Annotated in this window: 19 protein-coding genes; 6 read left to right on the top strand and 13 right to left on the bottom strand. The window is 71.1% G+C overall.

What is annotated here, in order from left to right; all coding sequences use genetic code 11:
* The first annotated feature begins 224 nt into the window (after positions 1-224).
* On the top strand, positions 225-1,763 hold the full coding sequence (locus tag OG718_RS42135; RefSeq protein WP_143635598.1) for an amino acid permease: 1,539 nt from the start codon (positions 225-227) through the stop codon (positions 1,761-1,763).
* Between the two features lie 52 nt (positions 1,764-1,815).
* Positions 1,816-2,772, top strand: a complete 957-nt coding sequence (locus OG718_RS42130) for an RluA family pseudouridine synthase (RefSeq protein ID WP_306940915.1) — start codon at positions 1,816-1,818, stop codon at positions 2,770-2,772.
* Here OG718_RS42130 and OG718_RS42125 read toward each other — a convergent pair.
* From OG718_RS42125 to OG718_RS42100, 6 genes are all read right to left on the bottom strand, one after another.
* Positions 2,766-4,235, bottom strand: coding sequence for a cytochrome P450 (locus tag OG718_RS42125; RefSeq protein ID WP_328846655.1), 1,470 nt, complete (start codon positions 4,233-4,235; stop codon positions 2,766-2,768). The genes OG718_RS42130 and OG718_RS42125 overlap by 7 nt on opposite strands.
* A 182-nt stretch (positions 4,236-4,417) precedes the next feature.
* Positions 4,418-5,032: a GTP-binding protein gene (locus OG718_RS42120; RefSeq protein WP_143635604.1), complete on the bottom strand. Its 615-nt coding sequence runs from the start codon at positions 5,030-5,032 to the stop codon at positions 4,418-4,420.
* On the bottom strand, positions 5,013-5,462 hold the full coding sequence (locus tag OG718_RS42115; protein ID WP_143635605.1) for a DUF742 domain-containing protein: 450 nt from the start codon (positions 5,460-5,462) through the stop codon (positions 5,013-5,015). The genes OG718_RS42120 and OG718_RS42115 overlap by 20 nt, the downstream gene beginning before the upstream one ends.
* The gene (locus tag OG718_RS42110) at positions 5,459-5,866 is read right to left on the bottom strand and encodes a roadblock/LC7 domain-containing protein (protein ID WP_143635607.1); all 408 of its coding nucleotides are present in this window, start codon (positions 5,864-5,866) and stop codon (positions 5,459-5,461) included. Before OG718_RS42110 ends, OG718_RS42115 begins: the two co-directional genes overlap by 4 nt.
* On the bottom strand, positions 5,863-7,473 hold the full coding sequence (locus OG718_RS42105) for a sensor histidine kinase (RefSeq protein ID WP_143635608.1): 1,611 nt from the start codon (positions 7,471-7,473) through the stop codon (positions 5,863-5,865). The genes OG718_RS42110 and OG718_RS42105 overlap by 4 nt, the downstream gene beginning before the upstream one ends.
* Before the next feature lie 294 nt (positions 7,474-7,767).
* Positions 7,768-8,391: a TetR/AcrR family transcriptional regulator gene (locus OG718_RS42100; RefSeq protein ID WP_143635610.1), complete on the bottom strand. Its 624-nt coding sequence runs from the start codon at positions 8,389-8,391 to the stop codon at positions 7,768-7,770.
* A gap of 179 nt (positions 8,392-8,570) precedes the next feature.
* On the opposite strand from OG718_RS42100, the gene OG718_RS42095 reads away from it, so the two are divergent.
* The 4 genes from OG718_RS42095 (at position 8,571) to atzF (ending at position 15,417) form a co-directional block, all read left to right on the top strand.
* Positions 8,571-9,395 (top strand): urea amidolyase associated protein UAAP1, encoded by an 825-nt coding sequence (locus OG718_RS42095; RefSeq protein WP_328846654.1) that lies wholly within the window; start codon positions 8,571-8,573, stop codon positions 9,393-9,395.
* Positions 9,392-10,006 carry an urea amidolyase associated protein UAAP2 gene (locus OG718_RS42090; RefSeq protein ID WP_143635614.1) on the top strand — a complete coding sequence of 205 codons (615 nt, stop codon included), beginning with the start codon at positions 9,392-9,394 and terminating at the stop codon, positions 10,004-10,006. Before OG718_RS42095 ends, OG718_RS42090 begins: the two co-directional genes overlap by 4 nt.
* Positions 10,003-13,581 carry an urea carboxylase gene (gene uca, locus OG718_RS42085; protein WP_328846653.1) on the top strand — a complete coding sequence of 1,193 codons (3,579 nt, stop codon included), beginning with the start codon at positions 10,003-10,005 and terminating at the stop codon, positions 13,579-13,581. The genes OG718_RS42090 and uca overlap by 4 nt, the downstream gene beginning before the upstream one ends.
* A 156-nt stretch (positions 13,582-13,737) precedes the next feature.
* Positions 13,738-15,417 carry an allophanate hydrolase gene (atzF, locus tag OG718_RS42080; protein ID WP_328846652.1) on the top strand — a complete coding sequence of 560 codons (1,680 nt, stop codon included), beginning with the start codon at positions 13,738-13,740 and terminating at the stop codon, positions 15,415-15,417.
* Positions 15,418-15,495: 78 nt separating this feature from the next.
* Here atzF and OG718_RS42075 read toward each other — a convergent pair whose 3' ends face one another.
* From OG718_RS42075 to OG718_RS42045, 7 genes are all read right to left on the bottom strand, one after another.
* Entirely contained in the window at positions 15,496-18,357 is a 2,862-nt protein-coding gene (locus OG718_RS42075) for a DEAD/DEAH box helicase (protein WP_328846651.1), read from the bottom strand.
* 73 nt (positions 18,358-18,430) lie between these two features.
* Complete coding sequence (locus tag OG718_RS42070; RefSeq protein ID WP_328846650.1) at positions 18,431-19,321, bottom strand: diacylglycerol kinase; 891 nt, start codon at positions 19,319-19,321, stop codon at positions 18,431-18,433.
* Between the two features lie 45 nt (positions 19,322-19,366).
* Positions 19,367-20,323 (bottom strand): twin-arginine translocase subunit TatC, encoded by a 957-nt coding sequence (gene tatC, locus OG718_RS42065; RefSeq protein ID WP_143635622.1) that lies wholly within the window; start codon positions 20,321-20,323, stop codon positions 19,367-19,369.
* 47 nt (positions 20,324-20,370) lie between these two features.
* Complete coding sequence (tatA, locus tag OG718_RS42060) at positions 20,371-20,658, bottom strand: Sec-independent protein translocase subunit TatA (RefSeq protein WP_143635623.1); 288 nt, start codon at positions 20,656-20,658, stop codon at positions 20,371-20,373.
* Positions 20,659-20,895: 237 nt separating this feature from the next.
* A complete protein-coding gene (locus OG718_RS42055; RefSeq protein WP_055615502.1) occupies positions 20,896-21,090 on the bottom strand; it encodes a hypothetical protein in 195 nt (64 codons plus the stop codon).
* A gap of 9 nt (positions 21,091-21,099) precedes the next feature.
* Positions 21,100-21,387, bottom strand: a complete 288-nt coding sequence (locus tag OG718_RS42050) for a hypothetical protein (protein ID WP_143635627.1) — start codon at positions 21,385-21,387, stop codon at positions 21,100-21,102.
* A gap of 11 nt (positions 21,388-21,398) precedes the next feature.
* Positions 21,399-22,532: a helix-turn-helix transcriptional regulator gene (locus OG718_RS42045; protein WP_306940907.1), complete on the bottom strand. Its 1,134-nt coding sequence runs from the start codon at positions 22,530-22,532 to the stop codon at positions 21,399-21,401.

The raw sequence follows: 22,532 nt of genomic DNA, 5'->3' as shown, positions 1-22,532 counted from the left end.
CCGAACATATCGCGTCTCAACGGTGAGCGTCAATACACACGATGTATCGCGATTCAGGTTCAGGCGCAAGGGCGTGAGGACTTAGGCCCGGCCTCGACATGGCCGCGTCACGCGGGCGAAACAGGCCCTCCCTAATTTCTGTCACCCGACAGGAATTCTGCTGCGGAGTTCCTCAGTCGCCGCCAGGATCCCGCTCCCCTGCGCCGAAGGCAGGTGCCGCCGCCGTGACCACTACCGCCCCCTCCGACGTACGCCCCGATCCCCCGGAGTCGTCCGGCGACCGCTCGCTCGCCGAGTTCGGCTACCCCCAGGAGCTGCACCGCAGCCTGGGCAGGTACGCCTCGTTCGCCGCCGGTTTCTCCTTCATCTCCGTCCTGACGACCGTCTTCCAGTTCTTCGCCTTCGGGTACGCGTTCGGCGGTCCCGTCTTCTTCTGGGCCTGGCCGGCCGTGCTGATCGGCCAGCTGCTGGTCGCCGCGTGCTTCGCCGAACTGGCCGCGCGCTATCCGATCTCCGGCGCCATCTACCAGTGGTCGTCCAGGCTCTCCAGCCTCACCTTCGGCTGGTTCGCCGGCTGGATCATGGTGATCGGGCAGATCGTGGTGGTCGCGGCCGCGGCGCTCGCGCTTCAGGTGGTCATGCCCGCGATCTGGTCCGGCTTCCAGCTGATCGGCGACGACCCGGCGCCCACGTCGGCGAGCGGCGCGGCCAACGCGGCGGTACTGGGCGTGCTCCTGCTGGTCCTGACGACGTTCGTGAACGTCATCGACAACCGTGTGATGTCCCTGATCAACCGCATCGGTGTGACCGCCGAGATCATCGGCGCCGCCCTGATCATCGTGCTCCTGTTCACCCACTCCGAGCGCACCCCGGGCATCACCTTCCACACCGGCACTGCCGCCGAGTCGGGCCTGGTCGGGGCGCTGCTGGTGGGCTCGTTCACGGCGGCGTACGTGATGATCGGCTTCGACAGCGCGGGCGAGATGAGCGAGGAGACGCACCACCCCCGGCGCACCGCGCCCCGTACGATCCTCACCGCGCTCGGCGCCGCGGGCCTGCTCGGCGGCCTGATCATCCTCGGCGGTCTGCTCGCCGCGCCCAGCCTCACCGACGGCAGGCTCGGCGTCGAGGGTCTGAGTTACGTCCTCACCAGCAGCCTGGGTGACGGCGTGGGCCGGGCCCTGCTCGTGGACGTGGTCATCGCCATCGCGGTCGCGACCCTCGCGATCCAGACGTCGGCCTGCCGGATGCTGTTCTCCATGGCCCGCGACGGCCAGATGCCGTTCTCCGGGCGCCTCGCGAAGGTCAACCCGCGCACCGGTATGCCGAGCGCCCCCGCCCTGGTCGTCGGTGTCCTCGCCGCGGCCCTGCTGCTCCTCAACTTCGCCTCGCCGGAAGCCTTCCTGGCCATCGGCACCACCTGCATCGTGATGCTGTACCTCGCGTACGCGATGGTCACCGGCCCCCTGCTGTGGCGGCGCCTGCGCGGCGACTTCACGGTCGAGGGCACCGACGAGACGGGCCGCCCCCTCTTCTCCCTCGGCCGCTGGGGCGTCCCCGTCAACGCGCTCGCCCTGCTCTACGGCCTGTTCATGACGGTCAACCTGGCCTGGCCCCGGGCCGAGGTGTACGACCCGGCGGGCGGGCACTGGTACTTCCAGTGGTTCACGGTGCTGTTCCTGGGGGTCACCCTCGTCCTGGGCGGCGCGTACCGCGTCCACAAGGCCCGGTCGGCGGTGGCGGAGGCGCCCCCGCACGTCTGAGGGGAGGACCGTTCGTGCGCCCGGCCGGCGGCCGCTGCGTACGCTTGACCAGGTGAGACGAAGATCCCCGGTTCCACCCTCGCCCCTGCCGCAGCGCGACGGGGTGGATCCCGTGCGGGTGCGGCTGCCGTTCGACGGGGCCTGGAAGACCGTGCGGGAGCATCTGGTGGAGCGGCTCGCGGCGGGGGCCGGGGTGATCGACGGGATGCTCGACGCGGGGCTGATCGTCGGGGCGGACGGGCGACCGGTCGCACCCGACGCAGCGTACGTGCCGGGGATGTTCGTGTGGTTCCACCGGGAGCTGCCCGACGAGGTGCCGGTGCCGTTCCCGCTGGAGGTCGTCCACCGGGACGAGCACATCGTGGTGGCCGACAAACCGCACTTCCTCGCCACCACGCCGCGCGGCAGCCATGTCACCGAGACGGCACTCGCGCGACTGCGGCGGGAGCTGGGCATCCCGGCGCTCGGGGCCGCGCACCGGCTCGACCGGCTGACCGCCGGGCTCGTGCTGTTCACGGTGCGGCCCGAGGAACGCGGCGCCTATCAGTCGCTGTTCCGCGACCGGGTCGTACGCAAGGAGTACGAGGCGGTGGCCCCGTACCGCGAGGCGTTGGAGCTGCCGTGCACGGTCCGCAGCCGGATCGAGAAGGAGCGGGGCGTGATGGCCGCCCGGGAGGTGCCGGGCGAGCCGAACGCGGTGAGCCGCGTCGAGTTGGCCGAGCACCGGGGCCGGCTGGCGAGATACCGGCTGCTGCCCAGCACCGGGCAGACGCACCAACTGCGGGTGCACATGACCGCGTTGGGCGTGCCGATCCTCGGCGACCCGCTGTACCCGGTGGTGACCGGCCCGGTGCCGGCCGGTGACTTCCGGCGCCCGCTCCAACTGCTGGCGCGGGTGCTGGAGTTCACCGATCCGGTCACGGGGCACCGGCATGCGTACCGCAGCGGACGGACGCTCCTGGCGTGGTCCGCGTACGACGAATGGGCCGGTGACGAGCGGCCTCAGTAGCCGCGCCACCAGCGCAGGAAGCGCTGCCAGGCACTGGGCCGGCGGACCGGTTCGGGGGCCGCGGCCTCCGACTCGGGTGCCGAGGGCCGGGGTTCCAGGGTGGGCCTCGGCACCGACACGGCGTTGTCCGAGTCCGGACGCGGCCGGGTCACGGTGTTCACCCCCGGCCGCCGCATGATGTCCTGCGGCGACGCCGGGTCGAACACCACCGGGAGCTCCACCAGGTGCCGCGAGGAGATCGACGCGGTCCACTTCAACTCGTCCTCCTCGACCGCGAGTTGGACGTCCGGCAGTCGCTTGAGGAGCGCGTCGACGCCGGTGTCGGCGATGGCACGGCCGATGTCCTGGCCGGGGCACTCGTGGGGGCCGCCGCCGAAGGCGAGGTGCGAGCGGTTGCCCCGCATGTTCGCCTTCAGGTCCGGGCGGACCTGCGGGTCGATGTTGCCCGGCGCGATCCCGAGGAACAGCCCGTCGCCCTTGCGGATGCGCTGGCCGCCCAACTCCGTGTCCTGCTTGGCGAAGTAGCCGAGCACGGCACTGAACGGCGGCTCGTCCCACAGGGACTGCTCCACCGCCTGGGGCACCGTCATCTGACCGCCGTTGAGCTGGGCGCGGAAGCCCGGGTCGGTGAGGACCACCCGCAGCACGTTGGCGAGGAGGTTCGCCGTGGCCTCGTACGCGGCGAGCAGGACGAGACGCAGGTGCTGGCCGACCTCGTCGTCGGTGAGTCCGGCCGGGTGGTTGATGAGGTAGCTGGTGAAGTCCTCGGCGGGCTCGGCGCGCCGGCGGAGGGTGAGCCGCATCAGGACGCTCATGACGTACTCGTTGCTGGCGATCGCGGTCTCGGTGCCCTTGAGCAGGTCGCGGGTGGTCTGCACCAGACGGTCGTCGTACTCCTCGGGCATACCGAGGATCTCGCACAGGGCGGCCATCGGCAGATGCTCGGCGAACTCGGAGACCAGGTCGGCGGTGCCCCGCTCGCAGAACTTGTTGACCAGCTGCTCGGTCCAGTGGTTGATGTAACGGCGCAGGTCGCGGGGGTTGATGGTGGACATGGCGCCCATGACCGCCCCGCGCAGCCGCAGGTGCTCGTCCCCCTCCGCGTGGGAGCAGATGGGCTGCCACGCGATGAGCGGCATGAGCGGATGGTCGGGCCCCGCCGTGCCGTCGAGGAGGGCGGTCCAGACACGGCTGTCGCGCGTGTAGATCGCCGGGTTGCTGACCATGTGGAGGTTCTCGCCGTGCCCGAGCACCATCCAGAAGCGCACGTCGTTGTGGAGCAGCACGGGTGCGACGGCGCCGTGCTCGGCGCGCAGTTTCTCGTACAGTCCCGCCAGGTCCTGCGCCTCGGGCCCGTACAGGCGGCGCAGTCCGCCGGGGCCCGTTCCGTGGGCGGGGCAGCCCGGCGGCGGGCCGGACATGGGGTCGTCCGTGTCGGTCAGGGAGTGGGGTTCAGGCGTCACGTTGGTGGCTCCGAAGCTGAAGTCGTTCTGTTTTCTGGGGAGTTGGGACGGTGTATCGGATGGTCGGGCGATGCTTGCGCGGCTGGGAACAGGAGAGGTGCCGCGCCCCTTCAGGGGCGCGGGGAACTGCGCGACCAGCCCCCACCGACCCGCAGTCTCATCACCGCACCCCAGCGGAGCGCCTACGCCGAGGCCATGGCGATCGAGTGCAGGAAGCGCATCAGGGTCATCAGGACGTCCCGGCTGGATGCCCGGCGACGCGCGTCGCACTTCACCATGGGGATCTCCTCGGAGAGGTCGAGCGCCGCGCGCAGGTCCTCCATGGGGTAACGGGGCGCGTCCGGGAAGTCGTTGACGGCGACGACGAACGGTACGCCGCGCTCCTCCAGGCGTCCGATGACGTCGAAGCTGACCTCAAGGCGGCGGGTGTCGACGAGGACGACCGCGCCCAGGGCGCCCTCGAACAGGCCGTTCCACAGGAACCAGAAACGCTCCTGGCCGGGGGTGCCGAACAGGTACAGCACCAGTTGCTCGGTGATGCTGATACGGCCGAAGTCCATGGCCACGGTGGTGGCCGTCTTGGTCTCCGAGCCGTAGTTGTCGTCGACACCGATGCCGGCCTGCGTCATGGTCTCTTCGGTGGTCAGCGGCCTGATCTCGCTGACGGAGCCCACCATCGTCGTCTTGCCGACCCCGAAACCGCCCACGATCACGATCTTCACCGCGGCCGCGGCCGTGTGCGGGAGATGGTCCTCGGTGCGAGGTCCGGGAATGGTGTCAGAGCTTTTGAAGTCCATGCATCACCGCTTCGAGGAGGGAACGGTCGGGCAGCTCCGCGCGGACGATCGGGGCGCGCGCCTGCACGAGTTCGGCCGCCAGCAGCTCGGTCAGCAGTACGGTCACCACGCTGAACGGCAGGTTGAGATAGGCCGAGAGCTCGGCCACGGACATGGGGGCCTGGCAGAGCCGGAGCAGCGCCGACTGCTCCGGCTGGGCGGCGGGCGGGGCGTCGGCGCACGCCACGATTAAGGTCACCAGGTCGAGTTCGGCGCGGTCGCCGCCCTCGACCTGGCCGGTGACGACGTACAGCCGTTCCGGTTCGCGGGTCTCGCCCTCGCCGCCCTCTCCGCCCTGTCCACCAGGTCCTCCCGGCTCTTGGGCCGGGAGTGCGGGTTTCTCCTTCGGCGCCTCCTTGGGGAAACGCCGTCGTCGTTGCGGAGGAGTCATACGGTCTGCCCGTTCCGCCGGGGCGGACTCGTGAGGTGAGCACCGATCCGTACGACGAGGTCGCGCATGCGGGCGCTCATGAGCCCGGCGTCCACATGCGCCTCGGCCAGCACGGCGAGGTAGGCGTTGGGGCCGGCGGCCATCATGTAGAAGTAGCCGCCCTCCATCTCGATGATCACCATGCGCATCTTGCCGTCGGTGTCGGGGATCTCGGTCGCGACGGCGCCCGCGAGGCTCTGCAGTCCGGCACAGGCCGCGGCGATGCGGTCGGCGGCGTCGGGGTCGCCGCCGTACCGGGCGATGCGCAGTCCGTCGGCGGAGAGCACGACGACCTGGCGAGTGCCGTACACCCCGTCGGACAGCTCCTTGAGCATCCAGTCGAAGTTGGCTCGCAGTTGGGTCACTTGAGGTCCCCCTCGTCGTCGGCCTCGGTGGGGGCCGGACTGTTCGTCTCGCCGGGTGTCTGCTTCTGGTCGTCGTCTCCGCCCTTGAGGCCGGCCATGAAGGCCTCGACCCACAGCCCGGGTTCCTTCTCTTCCTTCTTCTTCTTGGGCGCCTGGGTGGACGAGCGGGTCCAGTCGATGACGGGACGGCCCTCCTTGCGCGCGGCCTCGGCCTCCGCCGCGGCGGCCCGGGCCTCCAGCACCCGCTGGCTGTACGGGACCTTGACGCGGCTGCGGCGCTGCGGCAGGCCGTTGGCCGTCCACTCGGTGACCTCGGGGACGTCGTCCTCCATGCCGTCCCGCTCGGGGACACGGGGTCCGGTGGTGGGCCGGCGCTTCTTGACCGAGCGCTCGGGGCCCTTCACACCGCCGAAGTCGACCTTGGGCACGGCGGCGGCGCCGATACCGTGGGCGAGGGCGTTGGCGGGCTCCTCGGTGAGCAGCTTGCGCGGCACGACGAGCACGGCGCGCACACCGCCGTACGCGGACTGCCGCAGGGAGACCTGCATCTTGTACATGTCCATGAGGCGGCCGACGACGGCGAGGCCGAGCCGGGGGTCCTCGCCCAGGTTGTTGAGGTCCGGGCCGAGTGCCGCCCGCGCGAGCATCGCCTCGGCCCGTGAGCGGGCCTCCTCGCTGAGGCTGACGCCCGCGTCCTCGATCTCGATGGCGACGCCGGTCTGCACCTCGACGGCGGTGACGTGCACCTTGGTGTGCGGCGGCGAGTAGCGGGTGGCGTTGTCGAGGAGTTCGGCGGCCGCGTGGATGACCGGCTCGACGTGGATGCCGTTGACGGCGATCTTGGCGATGGAGTGCAGCTCGATGCGCCGGTACTCCAGGATCCGGGACATGGCGCCGCGCAGCACGCTGTAGAGCGGGACGGGCTTGGGCCACTGGCGGCCCGGACGGCCGCCGCCGAGGACGGCGATCGAGTCGGCGAGGCGGCCGATCAGCGCGGTGCCGTGGTCGATGCGCAGGAGGTCGTCGAAGACCTCGGGGTTGCGCCCGTGGTCCTCCTCCATCTCGCGCAGTTCCACGTTCTGCTGGTGGACGATCGCCTGGACACGTCGGGCGATGCTGACGAAGGAGCGCTGCGCGGCCTCGCGCTGCAGTTCCTCGTGGTCGATGATCCGCAGCAGTTCGATCAGCAGCGCCCGCTGGGACTTGGGGATGTTCCGCTGGGCGGGGTCCTCGTCGACCATCACCCGGACGGTGTCCTGGGGCGACGAGCCCGAGCGCATCTGGTCCAGCGCCGCGGGCAGCAGTTCCTCGCGGAGGTGGTCGATCTCGGCGTCGTGCAGGGCGACGCGCCGTTCCATGACTTGGGTCCGGTGGGCGAGCTCGGCTCGCGCCGCGCGGACGGCACGGCCGCGGCGGACCACCTCGGCGGCTGTCGCGGTCACGAGCACCGTCGCGATGGCGCCGCACCAGCCGACGGCGGTCCGGGCAGGGCCCGCCAGCAAGGCGACGGCGGCCCCGGTCGCCGCGGCCATCGCTATGGCAGGCAGCAACAACGCGCGCGCGTAGGGAACTTCTCGGCCACCGGGAGGCGATTGAACACTCACCATGTATGCCCTCTGAGACAGGTCGACTGGAGGTCGGGGAGGTAACTGGATCTTCAGAACATTGGGGAACAAGCGCACGAATACACCTCAACTCGGTGCGCTGCGGGCGAGCTTAGTCCGACCGGATCATCGCTGTGTCATATTCAGCAAGCACCTGAAATCGCCCTCGCGACAGGAGTACGCTCTGCTTCATTTACACGCAGCGCCTCCATTCGAACACGGTCCGTGACGGCGTACGGGCATACGAAAACCCCTCATCAGAAGGGGTGAGACAGCCTCTGCGGCCCGGCTTCCGGGTCAGATTCCGGCGATGCGCAGGGCCGCGTCCGCGGTGGCTTCGGCGAAGGCCGAGACGGGCCGATCGGGATCGGAGCGGTGTACGAGGATCACCCCTTCGATGAGTCCGAAGAGCAGATCGGTCCGAAGGTCGAGCTCGTTCTTGGCGAGCGCACCGCCCGCCTCGGTCGCTGCGAGCAACTGCCGGTAGGCGTCCTTGAGTTCGGCCCGTACGGCATGGAAGCCGGCGAACCGCTCCGAGTGGACCTCGGGCAGCAGATAGAGCCCGCCGAGGTTGTGCGAGCCGCCGCAGAGCAGCTCGACGTCCGTGCGGCACAGATCCCAGAGCCGGTCCTCGGCGGCGGTGTCGTCCTCGGCGAGAAGCTGCCGGGCGAAGGTCAGCGAGGGCGTGACGGTGGACTCCAGGAGCGCGGCGAGAAGTTCCTCCTTGCCGGACACGTAGTGGTACATGGACGCCTGGCGCATGCCCGCCCGCTCGGCGACGGCCCGGGTGGTGGTGGCCGCGTACCCCCGCGTCGTGAACAGCTCCGCGGCGGCGGCGAGCAGTTCGTCGCGCGGCGAGAGGCCGCTGTCCGGCCGCTGCTCGGCCCGCGGCCTGCCCACTCGTCGTCCACTGGAACCCATGCGTTCGATCCTCGCACACCGCCCCACCAGGCGATCTCGGTGAGGGATCGGTAACGGGGCCGCAACGCGCGAGCAATGGCGGTGACCCGACCGGCTCCTAATTTCTGTCGGGCGACAGAAATACGAGCACCCGCTCGACCGCACCCATGACCGACCACTGCCGAGCCGGAGGTCCCGCGATGGCGACAGCGACCACTTACGGAGCCCGCGCGCACGCCCGCGCCCAGGAGGGCACCCGAGCCGATGCCATGCCCGTCGTCCCGGCGAGTGCCTGGCCCGCGCCGCCGTGCGAGGCGGGCCACCTCGTGTGGGCGGAGACGGTGGCGGGCGGCAACTACACGCACAAGGTGCTGGCGCGCGGCACGGAGCTGCGGCTGACCGACCTCAAGGGCGACGCCTGCGCCCATCTGCTCCTCTTCGCCGCCGACCGGCCGTGGGAGCGCCTGAACGTGGCCGACACGGTGAAGGTGCAGTGGAACGCCTACCTCGGCGAGGGCCAGTTGCTCCTCTCCGACCAGGGCCGCGTCCTCGCCTCGGTGATCGCCGACACCTCCGGGCGGCACGACGCGCTGTGCGGCACCTCCGGTCTCGTACGGAACGCGGAGCGGTACGGGGACGGGACGCCGCAGTCCGAATCGCCCGCCGGGCGTGAGCTGTTCAAGCTGGCGGCGGCCAAGAACGGGCTGGCGCCGCGCGATCTGCCGCCGTCCCTGTCCTTCTTCCAGGGCGTGGAGGTACGCGAGGACGGCTCCCTGGACTTCACCGGTTCGGCCGGTCCCGGAGCGGGCGTGACGCTGCGCACCGAGCAGGACGTCACGGTGCTGCTGGCCAATGTGCCCCACCCGGCCGACCCCCGCGAGGCCTACACGAGCACGCCGCTGGAGGTACTGGCCTGGCGTGCCGAGGCCACCCGGTCCGGCGATCCGCTGTGGGAGGCCACGCCGGAGGGCCACCGCGCCTTCCTCAACACCGCCGAGTTCCTTGCCGCGAGGGGGATCGCATGAGCGAGCAGACCGTCCAGAGGACCACCGTCGCGGCCCGGGCCGCCTGGTCGGCCGTCGTCCGCGCGGGCGCCACGCTCACCATCACCGACCTGCACGGCAACCAGGCCGTCGACTTCCTCGTGTACGACGCCGGGGACACGGCCGTGCGTTACAGCGCGCCCGACACGATCCAGGCGCAGGGGAACATCTTCCTGACCACGGGCAGTGTGCTCATGTCGAACGAACACACACCGCTGATGACGGTCGTCGCGGACGACGTCGGCCGGCACGACACGGTCGGCGGCGCCTGCTCCAAGGAGTCGAACACGCTGCGGTACGGGCACCACACCTGGTCCCAGCACGCCTGCGTGGACAACTTCCTTGCTGAGGGCGCCCGTTACGGCCTCGGCAAGCGCGACCTGGTCTCCAACATCAACTGGTACATGAACGTGCCGGTCGAGAAGGACGGCACCCTCGGCATCGTCGACGGCATCTCGGCGCCGGGTCTCTCGCTGACCCTGCGCGCCGAGCGCGACGTGCTGGTGCTGGTCTCCAACTGCCCCCAGATCAACAACCCTTGCAACGGCTTCGAGCCGACCGCGGTGGAGATGACGATCGGGGCTCCCGAATGAGCGGCGGCGGAGGGACCCACTTCGACACGCTCCTCGTCGCCAACCGGGGCGAGATCGCGGTCCGGATCATCCGCACGGCACGGGAGTTGGGCCTGCGCACGGTCGCGGTGTACTCCGACCCGGACCGCTCGGCACCCCATGTGCGGCTCGCCGACGAGGCCGTACGCCTCGGGCCCGCGCCCGCCAAGGAGTCGTATCTCGACGCGGATCTCGTCCTGCGGGCGGCGAAGGACACCGGTGCCGGGGCGATCCATCCGGGTTACGGCTTCCTGTCCGAGGACGCGGCGTTCGCGCGGCGCTGCCAGGACGCGGACATCGTGTTCGTGGGGCCCACGCCGGAGCAGCTGGAGCTGTTCGGGGCGAAGCACACGGCCCGGGCGGCGGCCGAGGCTGCCGGAGTGCCACTGGCACCGGGGACGGGCCTGCTCGCGGACGTCGAGGAGGCCCTGCGCCTGGCCGGGACCATCGGTTACCCGGTGATGCTCAAGGCGACCGGCGGCGGAGGCGGCATCGGCATGTCCGCGTGCCGCTCGGCGGAGGACCTCCGTGACGCCTGGGAGCGTGTGCAGCGCGTCGCAGCGGCCTCCTTCTCCTCGGCCGGTGTCTTCCTGGAGCGGCTCGTCGAGCACGCCCGCCATGTCGAGGTGCAGGTGTTCGGCGACGGCGAGGGCCGCGTCGTCACCTTCGGCGACCGCGACTGCTCGCTCCAGCGCCGCAACCAGAAGGTCGTGGAGGAGGCCCCGGCCCCCGGACTGCCTCCGCACGTACGAGAGCAACTCGCCACCTCCGCACGGGACTTGTGCGCGAGCGTCGGCTACCGCTCCGCCGGCACGGTCGAGTTCGTCTACGACGCGGCCCGCGAGGAGGCGTACTTCCTGGAGGTCAACACCCGGCTCCAGGTGGAACATCCGGTCACCGAGGAGATCTACGGGGTCGACCTCGTCGCGTGGATGCTGCGGCTGGCCCGCGGCGACTCCGATGTCGTACGCGATCCCGGGGCGCCGCGCGGTCACGCCGTCGAGGCGCGGGTGTACGCCGAGGACCCCTCGCGCGAACACCGGCCCAGCGCGGGCCTGTTGACGCGGGTCGAGTTTCCGCGGGGCGTCCGTGTGGACGGCTGGATCGAGACGGGCACCGAGGTCACCACGGCGTACGACCCGATGCTCGCGAAGGTCGTCGCGTACGGCTCCGACCGGGCTCACGCGCTGGAGCGGCTGGACGAGGCGCTGGCCAGGACGCGGGTGGACGGCATCGAGACGAACCTCGGCCTGGTGCGGGCAGCGCTGTCGGACCCGGCGTTCCGGGCGGCCGCGCATTCCACGGCCACCCTCGCCGCGGTGAGCGATCCGACGCCGCGGATCGAGGTCGTCTCCGGCGGGACGCTGACGACGGTCCAGGACTGGCCGGGGCGGACCGGCTACTGGCAGGTGGGCGTGCCGCCGTGCGGGCCGATGGACGACCTGTCGTTCCGGCTCGGCAACCGGGCACTCGGCAACGTCGAGGGTGCTCCCGGGCTCGAATGCACCCTCCAGGGACCGGCGTTGAGGTTCACTCATCCGACGACCGTGTGTGTCACGGGTGCTCCGGCGCCGGTGACGGTCGACGGGACGGCCGTCCCCCAGTGGGAACCGGTGACGGTGCCCGCCGACGGTGTGCTGGAGGTGGGCGCACCCTCGGAGCACGGGCTGCGGACATACATACTCCTCGCCGGTGGCGGCCTGGACGTGCCGGCCTTCCTGGGCAGCGCCTCGACGTTCACGCTGGGCCGCTTCGGCGGGCACGGCGGACGGACGCTGCGGACGGGCGATGTGCTGCACGGGGGCGCCGACGTGCGCTCGTCCGGTGAGCCGGTTCCTGGCGCCGAGCGGCCGGTGTTCGGTTCCGAGTGGCGGGTCGGCGCGCTCGAAGGGCCGCATGCCGCACCGGAGTTCTTCACCGAGGAGGACATCCGCGACTTCTACGCGGCCGAGTGGAAGGTGCACTTCAACTCGGCGCGAACGGGGGTACGACTGGTCGGGCCCAAGCCCCGCTGGGCGCGCACCGACGGCGGCGAGGCGGGTCTGCATCCCTCCAACATCCATGACACGCCCTACTCGGTCGGCGCGGTCGACTACACGGGTGACATGCCGGTGCTGCTCGGCCCCGACGGGCCCTCGCTGGGCGGATTCGTCTGCCCGGCGACCATCGCGAAGGGACAGCGGTGGAAGCTGGGGCAGCTGCGGCCCGGGGACACGGTGCGCTTCGTTCCGGTGACGGTGCCCGAGGCCGGGCGGCTGCGGCGCACCCCGGCTGCCGCGCCGGTCGCCGACCGTGCGGAGATCGCCGACGGCGGCGTACTGGCCCGGGACGCCGACGTGACGTACCGGCGCAGCGGTGACGACAACCTGCTCGTGGAATTCGGGCCCATGCAGCTCGACCTGGCGCTGAGGATGCGGGTGCACGCGCTGATGGAGGCGGTGTCGGCGGCCGGGCTGCCCGGGATCACGGACATCACGCCCGGCATCCGTTCGCTCCAGATCCAGACGGACCCGGACGAGCTCCCGCAGCCCGAACTCCTGGCCCTGGTAAGGGAGACCGTCACCTCGCTCCCGACCGCCGACCAGCTCGTCGTGCCGTCCCGCACCGTGCACCTCCCGCTCTCCTGGGACGATCCGGCGACCCGCGAGGCCATCGCCCGCTATATGGCGGGCGTGCGTGACGACGCCCCCTGGTGCCCGTGGAACATCGAGTTCATCCGCCGCGTCAACGGTCTCGACTCGGTCGAGGACGTGTACCGGACGGTCTTCGACGCCGAGTACCTGGTCCTGGGCCTCGGCGACGTCTATCTGGGGGCGCCGGTGGCGACGCCGCTCGACCCCCGGCACCGGCTCGTCACCACGAAGTACAACCCTGCGCGCACCTGGACGGCCGAGAACTCGGTGGGCATCGGCGGGGCGTACCTGTGCATCTACGGGATGGAGGGGCCCGGCGGCTACCAGTTCGTCGGCCGTACGACGCAGGTGTGGTCCGGGTGGCAGCAGCGGGGCGCGTTCGAGCCGGGCTCGCCCTGGCTGCTGCGCTTCTTCGACCGGATCAAGTGGTACCCGGTGGACGCGGACGAACTGCTGGACCTGCGCTCCGACATCACCTCGGGCCGCTTCGTCCCGAGGATCGAGGAGGGCACGTTCTCCCTCGCCTCGTACGAGGCCTTCCTCGCCGAGAACGCCGACGCGATCGAGGCGTTCCGCACCCGGCAGGGCACGGCCTTCTCCGCGGAGCGCGACGCCTGGGAGGCGGCGGGTGAGTTCACCCGTGCGGAGGCGGTGTCGGCTCCGGTGGCGGCCCCCGTACAGGTGACGGTGCCTCCGGGCGCCCGCCTGGTGGAAGCCGAATTCGCCGCCTCCGTATGGCAGCTCAACGTCAAGCCTGGCGACACGGTCGCCCAGGGCCAGCCCCTGCTGGCCCTGGAGGCCATGAAGATGGAGTCCCGAGTCCCCTCCCCCATGGACGGCGTGGTCCTGGAACTCCTCACCAAACCGGGCGCCCAGGTGGAGGCGGGCACGGCACTGGCCGTGGTGGGGCCCCCACCGTCCTGAGCCCTCGTGCCGCGCCGTGCCGTGCGCCTGCGGGCAGGCGCCCGACCCGCCCGTCTGCCTGGCCGTCCGTGGGCAGGCGTTCCGCAGGGCGGAACGGGTGGGCACAGACGACCACCGGCCCGCAGCCGACGACGAAACCCCCAGCAAGGAGCAGAGATGTCGCCCCAGACCCAACCCCACGCAGTGGCCCGCGTCCGCATGGCCTACGCCCGCATCGAGGCCACAGCCCGCCCCGAGATCTGGATCGACCTACGCCCCCAGGCAGAGGTCGAGGAGGAAGCCCGGGCCGTCGACACCCGCCTCGCCGCAGGCGAACACCTCCCCCTCGCGGGCAAGCTCTTCGCCGCGAAGGGCAACATCGACGTGGCAGGCCTCCCCACCACCGTCGGCTGCCCGGCCTACGCGTACCACCCGGAGGCGGACGCCCCGGTCGTAGCCCGCCTCCGCGCGGCAGGCGCGATCGCCCTGGGCACCACCAACCTGGACCAGTTCGCCACGGGCCTGGTCGGCACCCGCTCCCCGCACGGCCCCGTCCGTAACGCCATCGCCCCCGAGAGAATCAGCGGCGGCTCCAGCTCGGGCAGCGCGGTAGCGGTGGCCCTCGGCATCGTGGACCTGGCCCTGGGCACGGACACCGCGGGCAGTGGCCGCGTCCCCGCGGCCTTCAACGGCATCGTCGGCCTCAAGCCGACCCGAGGCCTCGTCCCCACCGACGGCGTGGTCCCGGCCTGTGCCACCCTCGACTGCGTGACGGTCTTCGCCCGCACCCTCCAGGAGGCGGAACAGGCCCTCGCCCACATGGGCTCCCCATCCGCGCGCGACCTCCCCGCACTCCCCCAGCGCGCCCCGGGCCCCTGGCGCATCGCCGTCCCACCCCGCGAGCAACTCGGCGAGCTGGACGAGGGCTGGGCGGAGGCGTACGAGGATGCCGCGGCCCGACTCGGCGCGGCGGGAGCCGAGTTGCGCACCATCGACCTCACCCCCTTCACCGAAGCCGCGGCCATGCTCTACGAGGGCGCCTTCGTGGCCGAGCGCTACACCGCGGTGGGGAGCTTTGTCGACAAGTTGCTCTCCGAGGGTGGCGCGGGCCTGGACCCGACGGTCGCCGGCATCATCACCCGCGCCCGCGACATCCCGGCGCACCAGCTCTTCGCCGACCAGGACCGTCTGGCGGCGCTGCGCACCCGCGCCCTGGCGGAACTCGGCGACGCGGACGCCCTGCTCCTCCCGACTGCTCCCGGCCACCCCACGCTCGCCGAGGTCGCCGCCGACCCGCTCGGCTCCAACGCCCGGCTCGGCCGCTTCACCAACTCCACGAACCTCTTCGACCTGGCGGCCGTGGCCGTCCCGGCGGGCGAGGTGGCGGGCCTCCCGTTCGGCGTGATGCTGATCGGCCCGGCCTTCACCGACGAACGCCTGGCCCGGATCGCCCGCACGCTGGAAGCCCCGACCGCCCGGATCGCAGTGGTCGGCGCACACCTTTCGGGCCAGCCGCTGAACAGCCAGCTCCTCTCCCTGGGCGCCCAGTTGGACCGTACGACCAGGACCGCCCCCGTCTACCGGCTGCACGCCCTGTCCACCGAACCCCCCAAGCCGGGTCTCGTGCACGTGGGCGAGGGTGGTGCCGCGATCGAGGCCGAGGTGTGGCGGCTGCCCGCAGAGGGACTCGGCCGCCTTCTCGCCGCACTCCCCCGGCCGATGGCCCTGGGCCGGGTCGAACTGGCCGACGGCGACGACGCACCCGGCTTCCTGTGCGAGCCGGGCGCCCTGGACGGCGCACGGGACATCACGGCGTACGGCGGCTGGCGCGCGTACCTGAACTCCCGCGACGAGTGAGACGCCCCTGCTGTCGGCCCAGCCGCCCCTCCAGCCCCTCGCCGGACGGTCGTCCTCGCGAGAACGACCGTCACCCGCTCACCCCACCGACGAGTACGCCACCACTCCCCGCAGCAACTGGTCAACGGCCTTGCGCGCGTTCTTCGCCACCGTCGGGCTCGCCCCGGACGAGACCGGTGCCGCCGCGGAGATCTGTCCCAGTACGTCGATGACCTGCTTGCACCAGCGGACGAAGTCACCGGCGGGCATCTCCGCCTCGCGCAGCACCTCGTCGAGGCCCTTGCCCGACGCCCATTCGTACGCGGCCCAGGCGAAGCCCAGGTCGGGCTCGCGCTGGCCGACGCCCTCGGTCTGCGTGATGCGGAAGTCCTCCTCCAGGGCGTCGAGCCGGCCCCAGATGCGGACCATCTCGCCGAGCGCGGCCTTCGCCTTGCCCGACGGCAGCTTCGGCGCCATCGCGTCGTCGCCGACCCTGGACTCGTAGACCAGCGCCGAGACGCACGCGGCCAGTTCGGCCGGTCCGAGGCCCTCCCAGACGCCTTCGCGCAGGCATTCGCTGGAGAGCAGGTCCATCTCGCCGTACAGCCGGGCGAGCCGCTTGCCGTGCTCGGTGACCTCGTCGCCGCGCAGATAGTCCAGCTCGGTCAGGAGCGCCACGATGCGGTCGAAGGTGCGGGCGATGGTGTTCGTCCGGCCCTCGATGCGGTTCTCCAGCTGGGCGGTGTCGCGCCGCAGCCGGTGGTAGCGCTCGGCCCAGCGGGCGTGGTCCTCGCGGTCGGTGCATCCATGGCAGGGATGGGCCCGGATCGCCGTGCGCAGCCGGGCGATCTCTCGGTCGTCGGCGGCCTCGGCGCGGCGCTTGCGGTGCCGCTCCGGCACGATGTGTCCGGCCTTGGTGCGCAGCGCCGAGGCGAGGTCGCGGCGCGACTGCGGCGAGCGCGCGTTGAACGACTTCGGGATGCGCATCCGCTCCAGCGCCTCGACGGGCACCGGGAAGTCGGTCGTGTTGAGCCGCTTGACCTGGCGCTCGGCGGTGAGCACGAGGGGGCGCGGCCCGTCGTGGTGCTCGAAGCCCCGGTGTCCGTTGGACCGCCCGGCGGGCAGCCCCGGGTCGAGGACGAGTGCGAGTCCCGCGAACTTGCCGGTCGGGACGTGGATGACGTCACCCGGCTTGAGCTTCTCCAGGGAGACGGCCGCCTCGGCCCGCCGCTGCGACACGCCCTGCTTGGCCAGCTCGGTCTCGCGGTCCTTGAGTTCGCGGCGCAGTCGCGCGTACTCGTCGAAGTCCCCGAGGTGGCAGGTCATGGACTCCTTGTAGCCCTCGAGGCCCTCTTCGTTGCGCTGCACCTGGCGGGAGATCCCGACGACCGACTTGTCGGCCTGGAACTGCGCGAAGGACGTCTCCAGCAGCTCGCGCGAGCGGTGCCGCCCGAACTGCTCGACGAGGTTCACCGCCATGTTGTACGACGGCTTGAAGCTGGAGCGCAGCGGGTACGTGCGCGTGCCGGCGAGTCCCGCGAGATGGTCGGGGTTGATACCGCGCTGCCACAACACGACGGCGTGGCCCTCGACATCGATGCCGCGGCGGCCGGCCCGGCCGGTGAGCTGGGTGTACTCGCCGGGGGTGATGTCGGCGTGCTGCTCGCCGTTCCACTTGACGAGCTTCTCCAACACCACCGAGCGGGCGGGCATGTTGATGCCGAGCGCGAGGGTCTCGGTGGCGAACACGGCCTTCACCAGGCCGCGTACGAAGAGTTCCTCGACGACTTCCTTGAACGTCGGCAGCATGCCCGCGTGGTGGGCCGCGATACCGCGCTCCAGGCCTTCCAGCCACTCGTAGTAGCCGAGGACGTGGAGGTCCTCGTTCGGGATGGAGGCCGTGCGCTCCTCGACGAGGGCGCGGACCTTCTCGCGGGCCTCCTCGTCGTTCAGCCGCAGCCCCGCGTACATGCACTGCTGGACGGCTGCCTCACAGGCGGCGCGGCTGAAGATGAACGTGATGGCGGGCAGCAGCCCCTCGGAGTCGAGCCGCTCGATGACCTCGGGCCGCCCCGGCGTCCACACCCGGGACCGCTGACGCCGCTCGCGCTCCCGGTCGGCGTCGCGCATGGCGCGGCCCCGCTTGCGGTCCTGGTACGACGGACGGCTGGCCTCCATGCGCGCCAGGCGCGTGAGGTCGGGGTTGACGGCCTTCTTGTGGCCCTCGCCCTCCTCGAAGAGGTCGTACATCCGGCGCCCGGCGAGCACGTGCTGGAACAGCGGCACGGGCCGGTGCTCGGAGACGATCACCTCGGTGTCGCCGCGGACGGTGTCGAGCCAGTCGCCGAACTCCTCGGCGTTCGACACGGTCGCCGACAGTGACACCAGGGTCACCGACTCGGGGAGGTGGATGATCACTTCCTCCCAGACGGCACCGCGGAAGCGGTCCGAGAGGTAGTGCACCTCGTCCATGACCACGTAACCGAGGCCGAGGAGGGTCTGCGAGCCCGCGTACAGCATGTTCCGGAGGACCTCGGTGGTCATCACGACCACCGGCGCCTCGGAGTTGACGCTGTTGTCTCCGGTGAGCAGGCCGACCTTGTCCGCGTCGTAACGACGGCTCAGGTCGGCGTACTTCTGGTTCGACAGTGCCTTGATGGGCGTGGTGTAGAAGCATTTCTTGCCCTGCTGGAGGGCGAGATGGACGGCGAACTCGCCGACGATCGTCTTGCCCGAGCCGGTGGGCGCGGCCACGAGAACACCCTTGCCCGATTCGAGGGCCTGACAGGCCTCGATCTGGAAGGGGTCGAGGCCGAAGTCGTACATCTCGCGGAAGCCCGCGAGTGCGGTGGCCTGCTCGACAGCACGCTTACGGGCTGCCGCGTACCGCTCGGCCGGTGAGAGATCCTCTGTCATCGTGCATTCGAGACTACCGGCCACCACTGACAACAGGACGATCATTATCCGATCGGAGCCTGTGGATCCGGCGTCCTACCAGCACAGGACGTCCCGCCCCGGGACCGCACACCGCTGCTCAGGGGCCCGCGACCCGCACCGCGCCCCGTATGCATTCCGCGGTCAGCGGCAGCGGCCCGAGCGGCTCCCCGTCGGCGTATCCGGTGATCCCTTCGGCAGCCAGCTCGATCTTCGCGACGCGGTGCACGGTGATCTTGGGATGGCCGAGATGCGTTCCCTTGTAGACCTGCGGAAAGACCCGGAGCAGCGATCTGCGGCTGCAGTCCCCGACCACGGTGACGTCGAAGAGCCCGTCCGTGAGATCCGCGCCCGCGCAGATCTTCATCCCGCCCCCGTACGAGGACCCGTTGCCGACGGCCACCAGCGTCGCCTCGATCTCCCGGACCTCACCGCCGTCCAGGGTGATCCGGAACGGGAAGGGCCTGAAGGAGGCGAGTTCGGCGAGCATCGCGAGGTCGTACTTGAAGCGGCCGGTGGGCCATCTCATGCGGTTGCCGCGGTCGTTGACCCGAGAGTCGAAGCCGGCGGCGAGGACGGTGCCGAACCAGGTGCCGTCGACGCGCCCCAGGTCGATGTCCCGCAGCCGCGCCCCCTTGAGCGCCTCGGCGACCACCCGTCCCGCGGCGGCGGGGTCGCGCACCGGCAGTCCGAGGGCCCGCGCGAAGTCGTTCCCGGTGCCCACGGCGACCAGGCCGAGCGGTGTACGGGTCCCGGCGACGGCCTGGAGCGCGAGGTTCGCCATGCCGTCGCCGCCGACGGCCACCAGGGCGCCCGTGCCGGCGTCGACGGCGGCACGCGCGCGTGTGAGGGCGTCCTCGGCGTTCTGCCCGAGGACCGTGCGTACGGAGAAGCCTGCCGACCGCAACGCGGAAGCGGCCGGCTGCGCCGCGCGGGCGCCCCGGCCGCGTCCCGCGGTGGGATTGACGAAGAGGGTGATCTCGCTGGTCACGGCCACGGACCCTACAACGTCGTCCGGCAGGGTCATCCGGCGACGTCAGGTCACGTCGTCGTAGCCGTTGATCCGGTCGTGCTCGGAGTCCGCCTGCGCCGGGAGCGCGCGGTTCGCCGACACGGACTCGATCTCGCCGATGTCCTCGGGCGTGAGATCGAGCTCGGAGGCCTCGTCGTCGTCCGGTCCCTCGGCCTCGCGACGGGCCCTGCGGCGGTCGTTCAGCAGCGAGAAGCCGGTGGCTGCGAAGTAGAGGATCCAGATCGGCCCGGCGAGCGCCATCATCGTCAGCGGGTCGGTGCTGGGCGTGGCGACGGCGGCGAACACGGTGATGCCCATGATCATGCCGCGCCACCAGCCGGCCATGCGCTTGCCGGAGATGATCCCGGTCATGTTGAGCATCACCAGGAGCAGCGGCAGTTCGAAGGAGAGGCCGAAGACGATCACCATGCGCGTGACGAGGTCGAGCAGGTCGTCCAGCGGCAACAGGTTGTCGACACCGAACGGCGTGAACTCGATCAGGACCTTCGCGGTGGTGGGCAGCACCTTGTACGCGAAGAACCCGCCGCCGAGGAAGAGCGGGACGCCCGTCGCGACAAACGCGTAGGCGTACTTCTTCTCGCTCTTGTGCAGGCCGGGCGCAACGAACGCCCAGAGCTGGTAGAGCCAGATCGGCGAGGCGAAGACGACGCCCGCCATCAGGGACACCTTCAACGCCAGGGTGAACGGCGTGAGCAGACCATTGATCGTGATCTGCGCGCAGGTGGTGTCCTTGGGCTCACTCGCCAACTGCTCGAACGACTTCGCACAGCCCACCGAGTCGAGGATCGGCTCGGTGAAGAAGTTGATGATGTCGTTGTAGAAGAAGGCGGCGACGACCGTGACGAGGACGATGGCCAGCATCGCCTTCGCGAGCCGGTTGCGGAGCTCACGAAGGTGCTCCGCGAGGGGCATCCGCCCCTCCGGATCCTTCTCTTCGTTCTTGCGGGCAGACTTGAGCAACCCACGTTCCCATCTCGTGCAGGGGGCCGGCGGTCACCGGCCCTGCGTCAGCGCTTGGTCGTGTCCGTCGGCTCGGTGACCGGGCGCGAGCTGGTCACGTCACCGGGTGCGGCCTGGATGGTGCGCTGGACCTGGGACTGGTCGTCCTGCGGCGGGGCTGCCGGGGTGGCGCTGTCGTCCTTGCCCTCGGTCTTCATCGCCTTGGCCTCGCTCTTGAGAATGCGGGCGGACTTGCCCAGCGAGCGGGCCATGTCCGGAAGCTTCTTCGCGCCGAACAGCAGGATGATGACGACGAGGATGAGAATGATCTCGGGAGCGCCGAGCCTTCCGAACATAAGCTTTTACCTTCTCACCGAGGCGGCGTGGTTGGGTTGCTGCCCGACCGGTCGGACGTCTGTCCGACAGTCGTGCTGGCAGCGATCGTAACGCTCAGGGGTAAACGCGGGGCAATCCCTGTGCGTACTCCCAGTTCGCGGTCCGCGCCTCGCTCTCCGGGCCGCGACCAGCAGCGTACCTGCCGATCCCGCCGACCAGACAGGTCGGAGTGACTCAAAGCGCACGGACAGGAAGGCTCAGAGGGCGTCCGCGGCGCGGGCCGCACCGGCTGAGGCGTGCTCCAGGTCCTCGGCCGCGCGGCTGATCCTGCGTGCGGACTCGGTGACCTGCCTGCCCAGACGCTCCGCCTCCAGGAAGACACGGACGGCGAGCACGCCGAGGACGGAGATTCCCAGGAAACCCACAGCGATCGCGAACATCGGCCAGAACATGGCTCGACCCTAAGCCCCCTGGACCGTCGCGTGGAGCCGCAGGGCCCGGACCCCTCCGCCGGTGAGGAGTTCGACGATGCGCTCCCCGGCCGGCTTGCGTACCGCCGCAGCGCACTCCGGGCAGGTGAAGGAGTAGAAAGTGGTCCGATGTGTGGCGCCGATGACCAGGCGCAGAGCGTTCGCGGAGAGTTCGAAGCCGGCCCTGCAGTCGGGGCACGCGGCCTTGAACACCACGGGATCCACCCTGGTCATCCCCGAGAAGGCGGACGCCACGGACATTTCACTGATACCAGACATCGCCGACCCGCTCAAAGCCCTTGCTCCTGCCTGCCGTACAGCCCGTCATGAACTCCGTGCGGCCCGTCGTCCGGGCGCTGCGCTCCCCCGCCGCCGTCGAGCGGAGCAGCCGGGCCACCCTCGCGAGGCGCACCGGGAACGCCCTGCGGCCGGTCCCCGGCGTCGTGAGCCCCCTGCGGTCCGTCGTACGCCGCGAGGGCCTCACGGGCCGCCAGCCGGGCGCTGTCCGCGACCTCCACCGGTGACACGATCCGGCCCTCCCTGCCGAGCCGCAGCGCGAGACGGCGCAGCGACGCCGGGTCGGGGGCGCGCAGGGTGATGCGCAGGCCGCCGTCGGGGAGCTCCTCGGCGCTGTCGTGCGGGTAGTACTCGGCGACCCAGCGCCCGCCGGGGCCGACCTCCACGACCACCTCGGGATCCTCGGCGGCCGGCTGCACCAGCCCCTCGGAGAGGTCCCGCAGCTCGACCTCGGGCGGCGCGGAGGCCTCGTCGAGGATCTTGATCTCGGCGACCCGGTCGAGCCGGAAGGTGCGCCGCGCCTCGGAGCGGCGGCACCACGCCTCCACGTATGTGTGCCCGACGCTGACCAGGCGGATCGGGTCGATCTCCCGCTCGGTGAGTTCGTCCCGCGAGGGCGAGTAGTAGCGGATCCACAGCCTGCGCCGCTCGGAGATCGCCCGGTCGACGTCGGCGAAGACACCGCCCTCGGACTCGAAGGTGACCGACAGCCGGGCACTGGCCCCCGCCGCCTCGCCCGAGGCGGCCTCCACCTTCGCGGTGGCCCGCAGCAGCGCCTGCCGGTCGCCCTCACGCAGTCCGGGCAGGGTCGACACGGCCCGCGCGGCCACCAGCAGCGCGGTCGCCTCGTCGGCGGCGATCCGCAGCGGCTCGGCGACATCGTCCGGGTTGTGCCACCAGATCCGGTCGCCGTCGGTGTCGATGTCGAGCAGATCGCCCCCGCGGAAGCTGGTCCCGCACAGCGGCAGCACGTCGAGGTCGGAGATCAGCTCGTCCTCGGTGATCCCGAAGGCCCGCGCGACGTCCTCGACCCGAGCGCCGGGCCGCTCCCGCAGATAGGTCACCAGGGAGAGCATCCGCCGGGTCTGGTCGAGCGCGTTCGTGGGCTTGGCCGGTTTTCCTGCCAC

It is taken from the genome of Streptomyces sp. NBC_00258 (genome assembly GCF_036182465.1).
Lineage (GTDB): Bacteria > Actinomycetota > Actinomycetes > Streptomycetales > Streptomycetaceae > Streptomyces.
This window is presented reverse-complemented; position numbering and strand designations above follow the sequence as displayed.

Coding starts and splice junctions, on each gene's coding strand:
- OG718_RS42120 (WP_143635604.1), bottom strand. CDS start 5,032: ATGGACTTCAAAAGCTCTGACACCATTCCCGGACCTCGCACCGAGGAC.
- OG718_RS42115 (WP_143635605.1), bottom strand. CDS start 5,462: ATGACTCCTCCGCAACGACGACGGCGTTTCCCCAAGGAGGCGCCGAAG.
- OG718_RS42105 (WP_143635608.1), bottom strand. CDS start 7,473: ATGGTGAGTGTTCAATCGCCTCCCGGTGGCCGAGAAGTTCCCTACGCG.
- OG718_RS42100 (WP_143635610.1), bottom strand. CDS start 8,391: ATGGGTTCCAGTGGACGACGAGTGGGCAGGCCGCGGGCCGAGCAGCGG.
- OG718_RS42095 (WP_328846654.1), top strand. CDS start 8,571: ATGGCGACAGCGACCACTTACGGAGCCCGCGCGCACGCCCGCGCCCAG.
- OG718_RS42090 (WP_143635614.1), top strand. CDS start 9,392: ATGAGCGAGCAGACCGTCCAGAGGACCACCGTCGCGGCCCGGGCCGCC.
- uca (WP_328846653.1), top strand. CDS start 10,003: ATGAGCGGCGGCGGAGGGACCCACTTCGACACGCTCCTCGTCGCCAAC.
- atzF (WP_328846652.1), top strand. CDS start 13,738: ATGTCGCCCCAGACCCAACCCCACGCAGTGGCCCGCGTCCGCATGGCC.
- OG718_RS42075 (WP_328846651.1), bottom strand. CDS start 18,357: ATGATCGTCCTGTTGTCAGTGGTGGCCGGTAGTCTCGAATGCACGATG.
- tatA (WP_143635623.1), bottom strand. CDS start 20,658: ATGTTCGGAAGGCTCGGCGCTCCCGAGATCATTCTCATCCTCGTCGTC.
- OG718_RS42055 (WP_055615502.1), bottom strand. CDS start 21,090: ATGTTCTGGCCGATGTTCGCGATCGCTGTGGGTTTCCTGGGAATCTCC.
- OG718_RS42050 (WP_143635627.1), bottom strand. CDS start 21,387: ATGTCTGGTATCAGTGAAATGTCCGTGGCGTCCGCCTTCTCGGGGATG.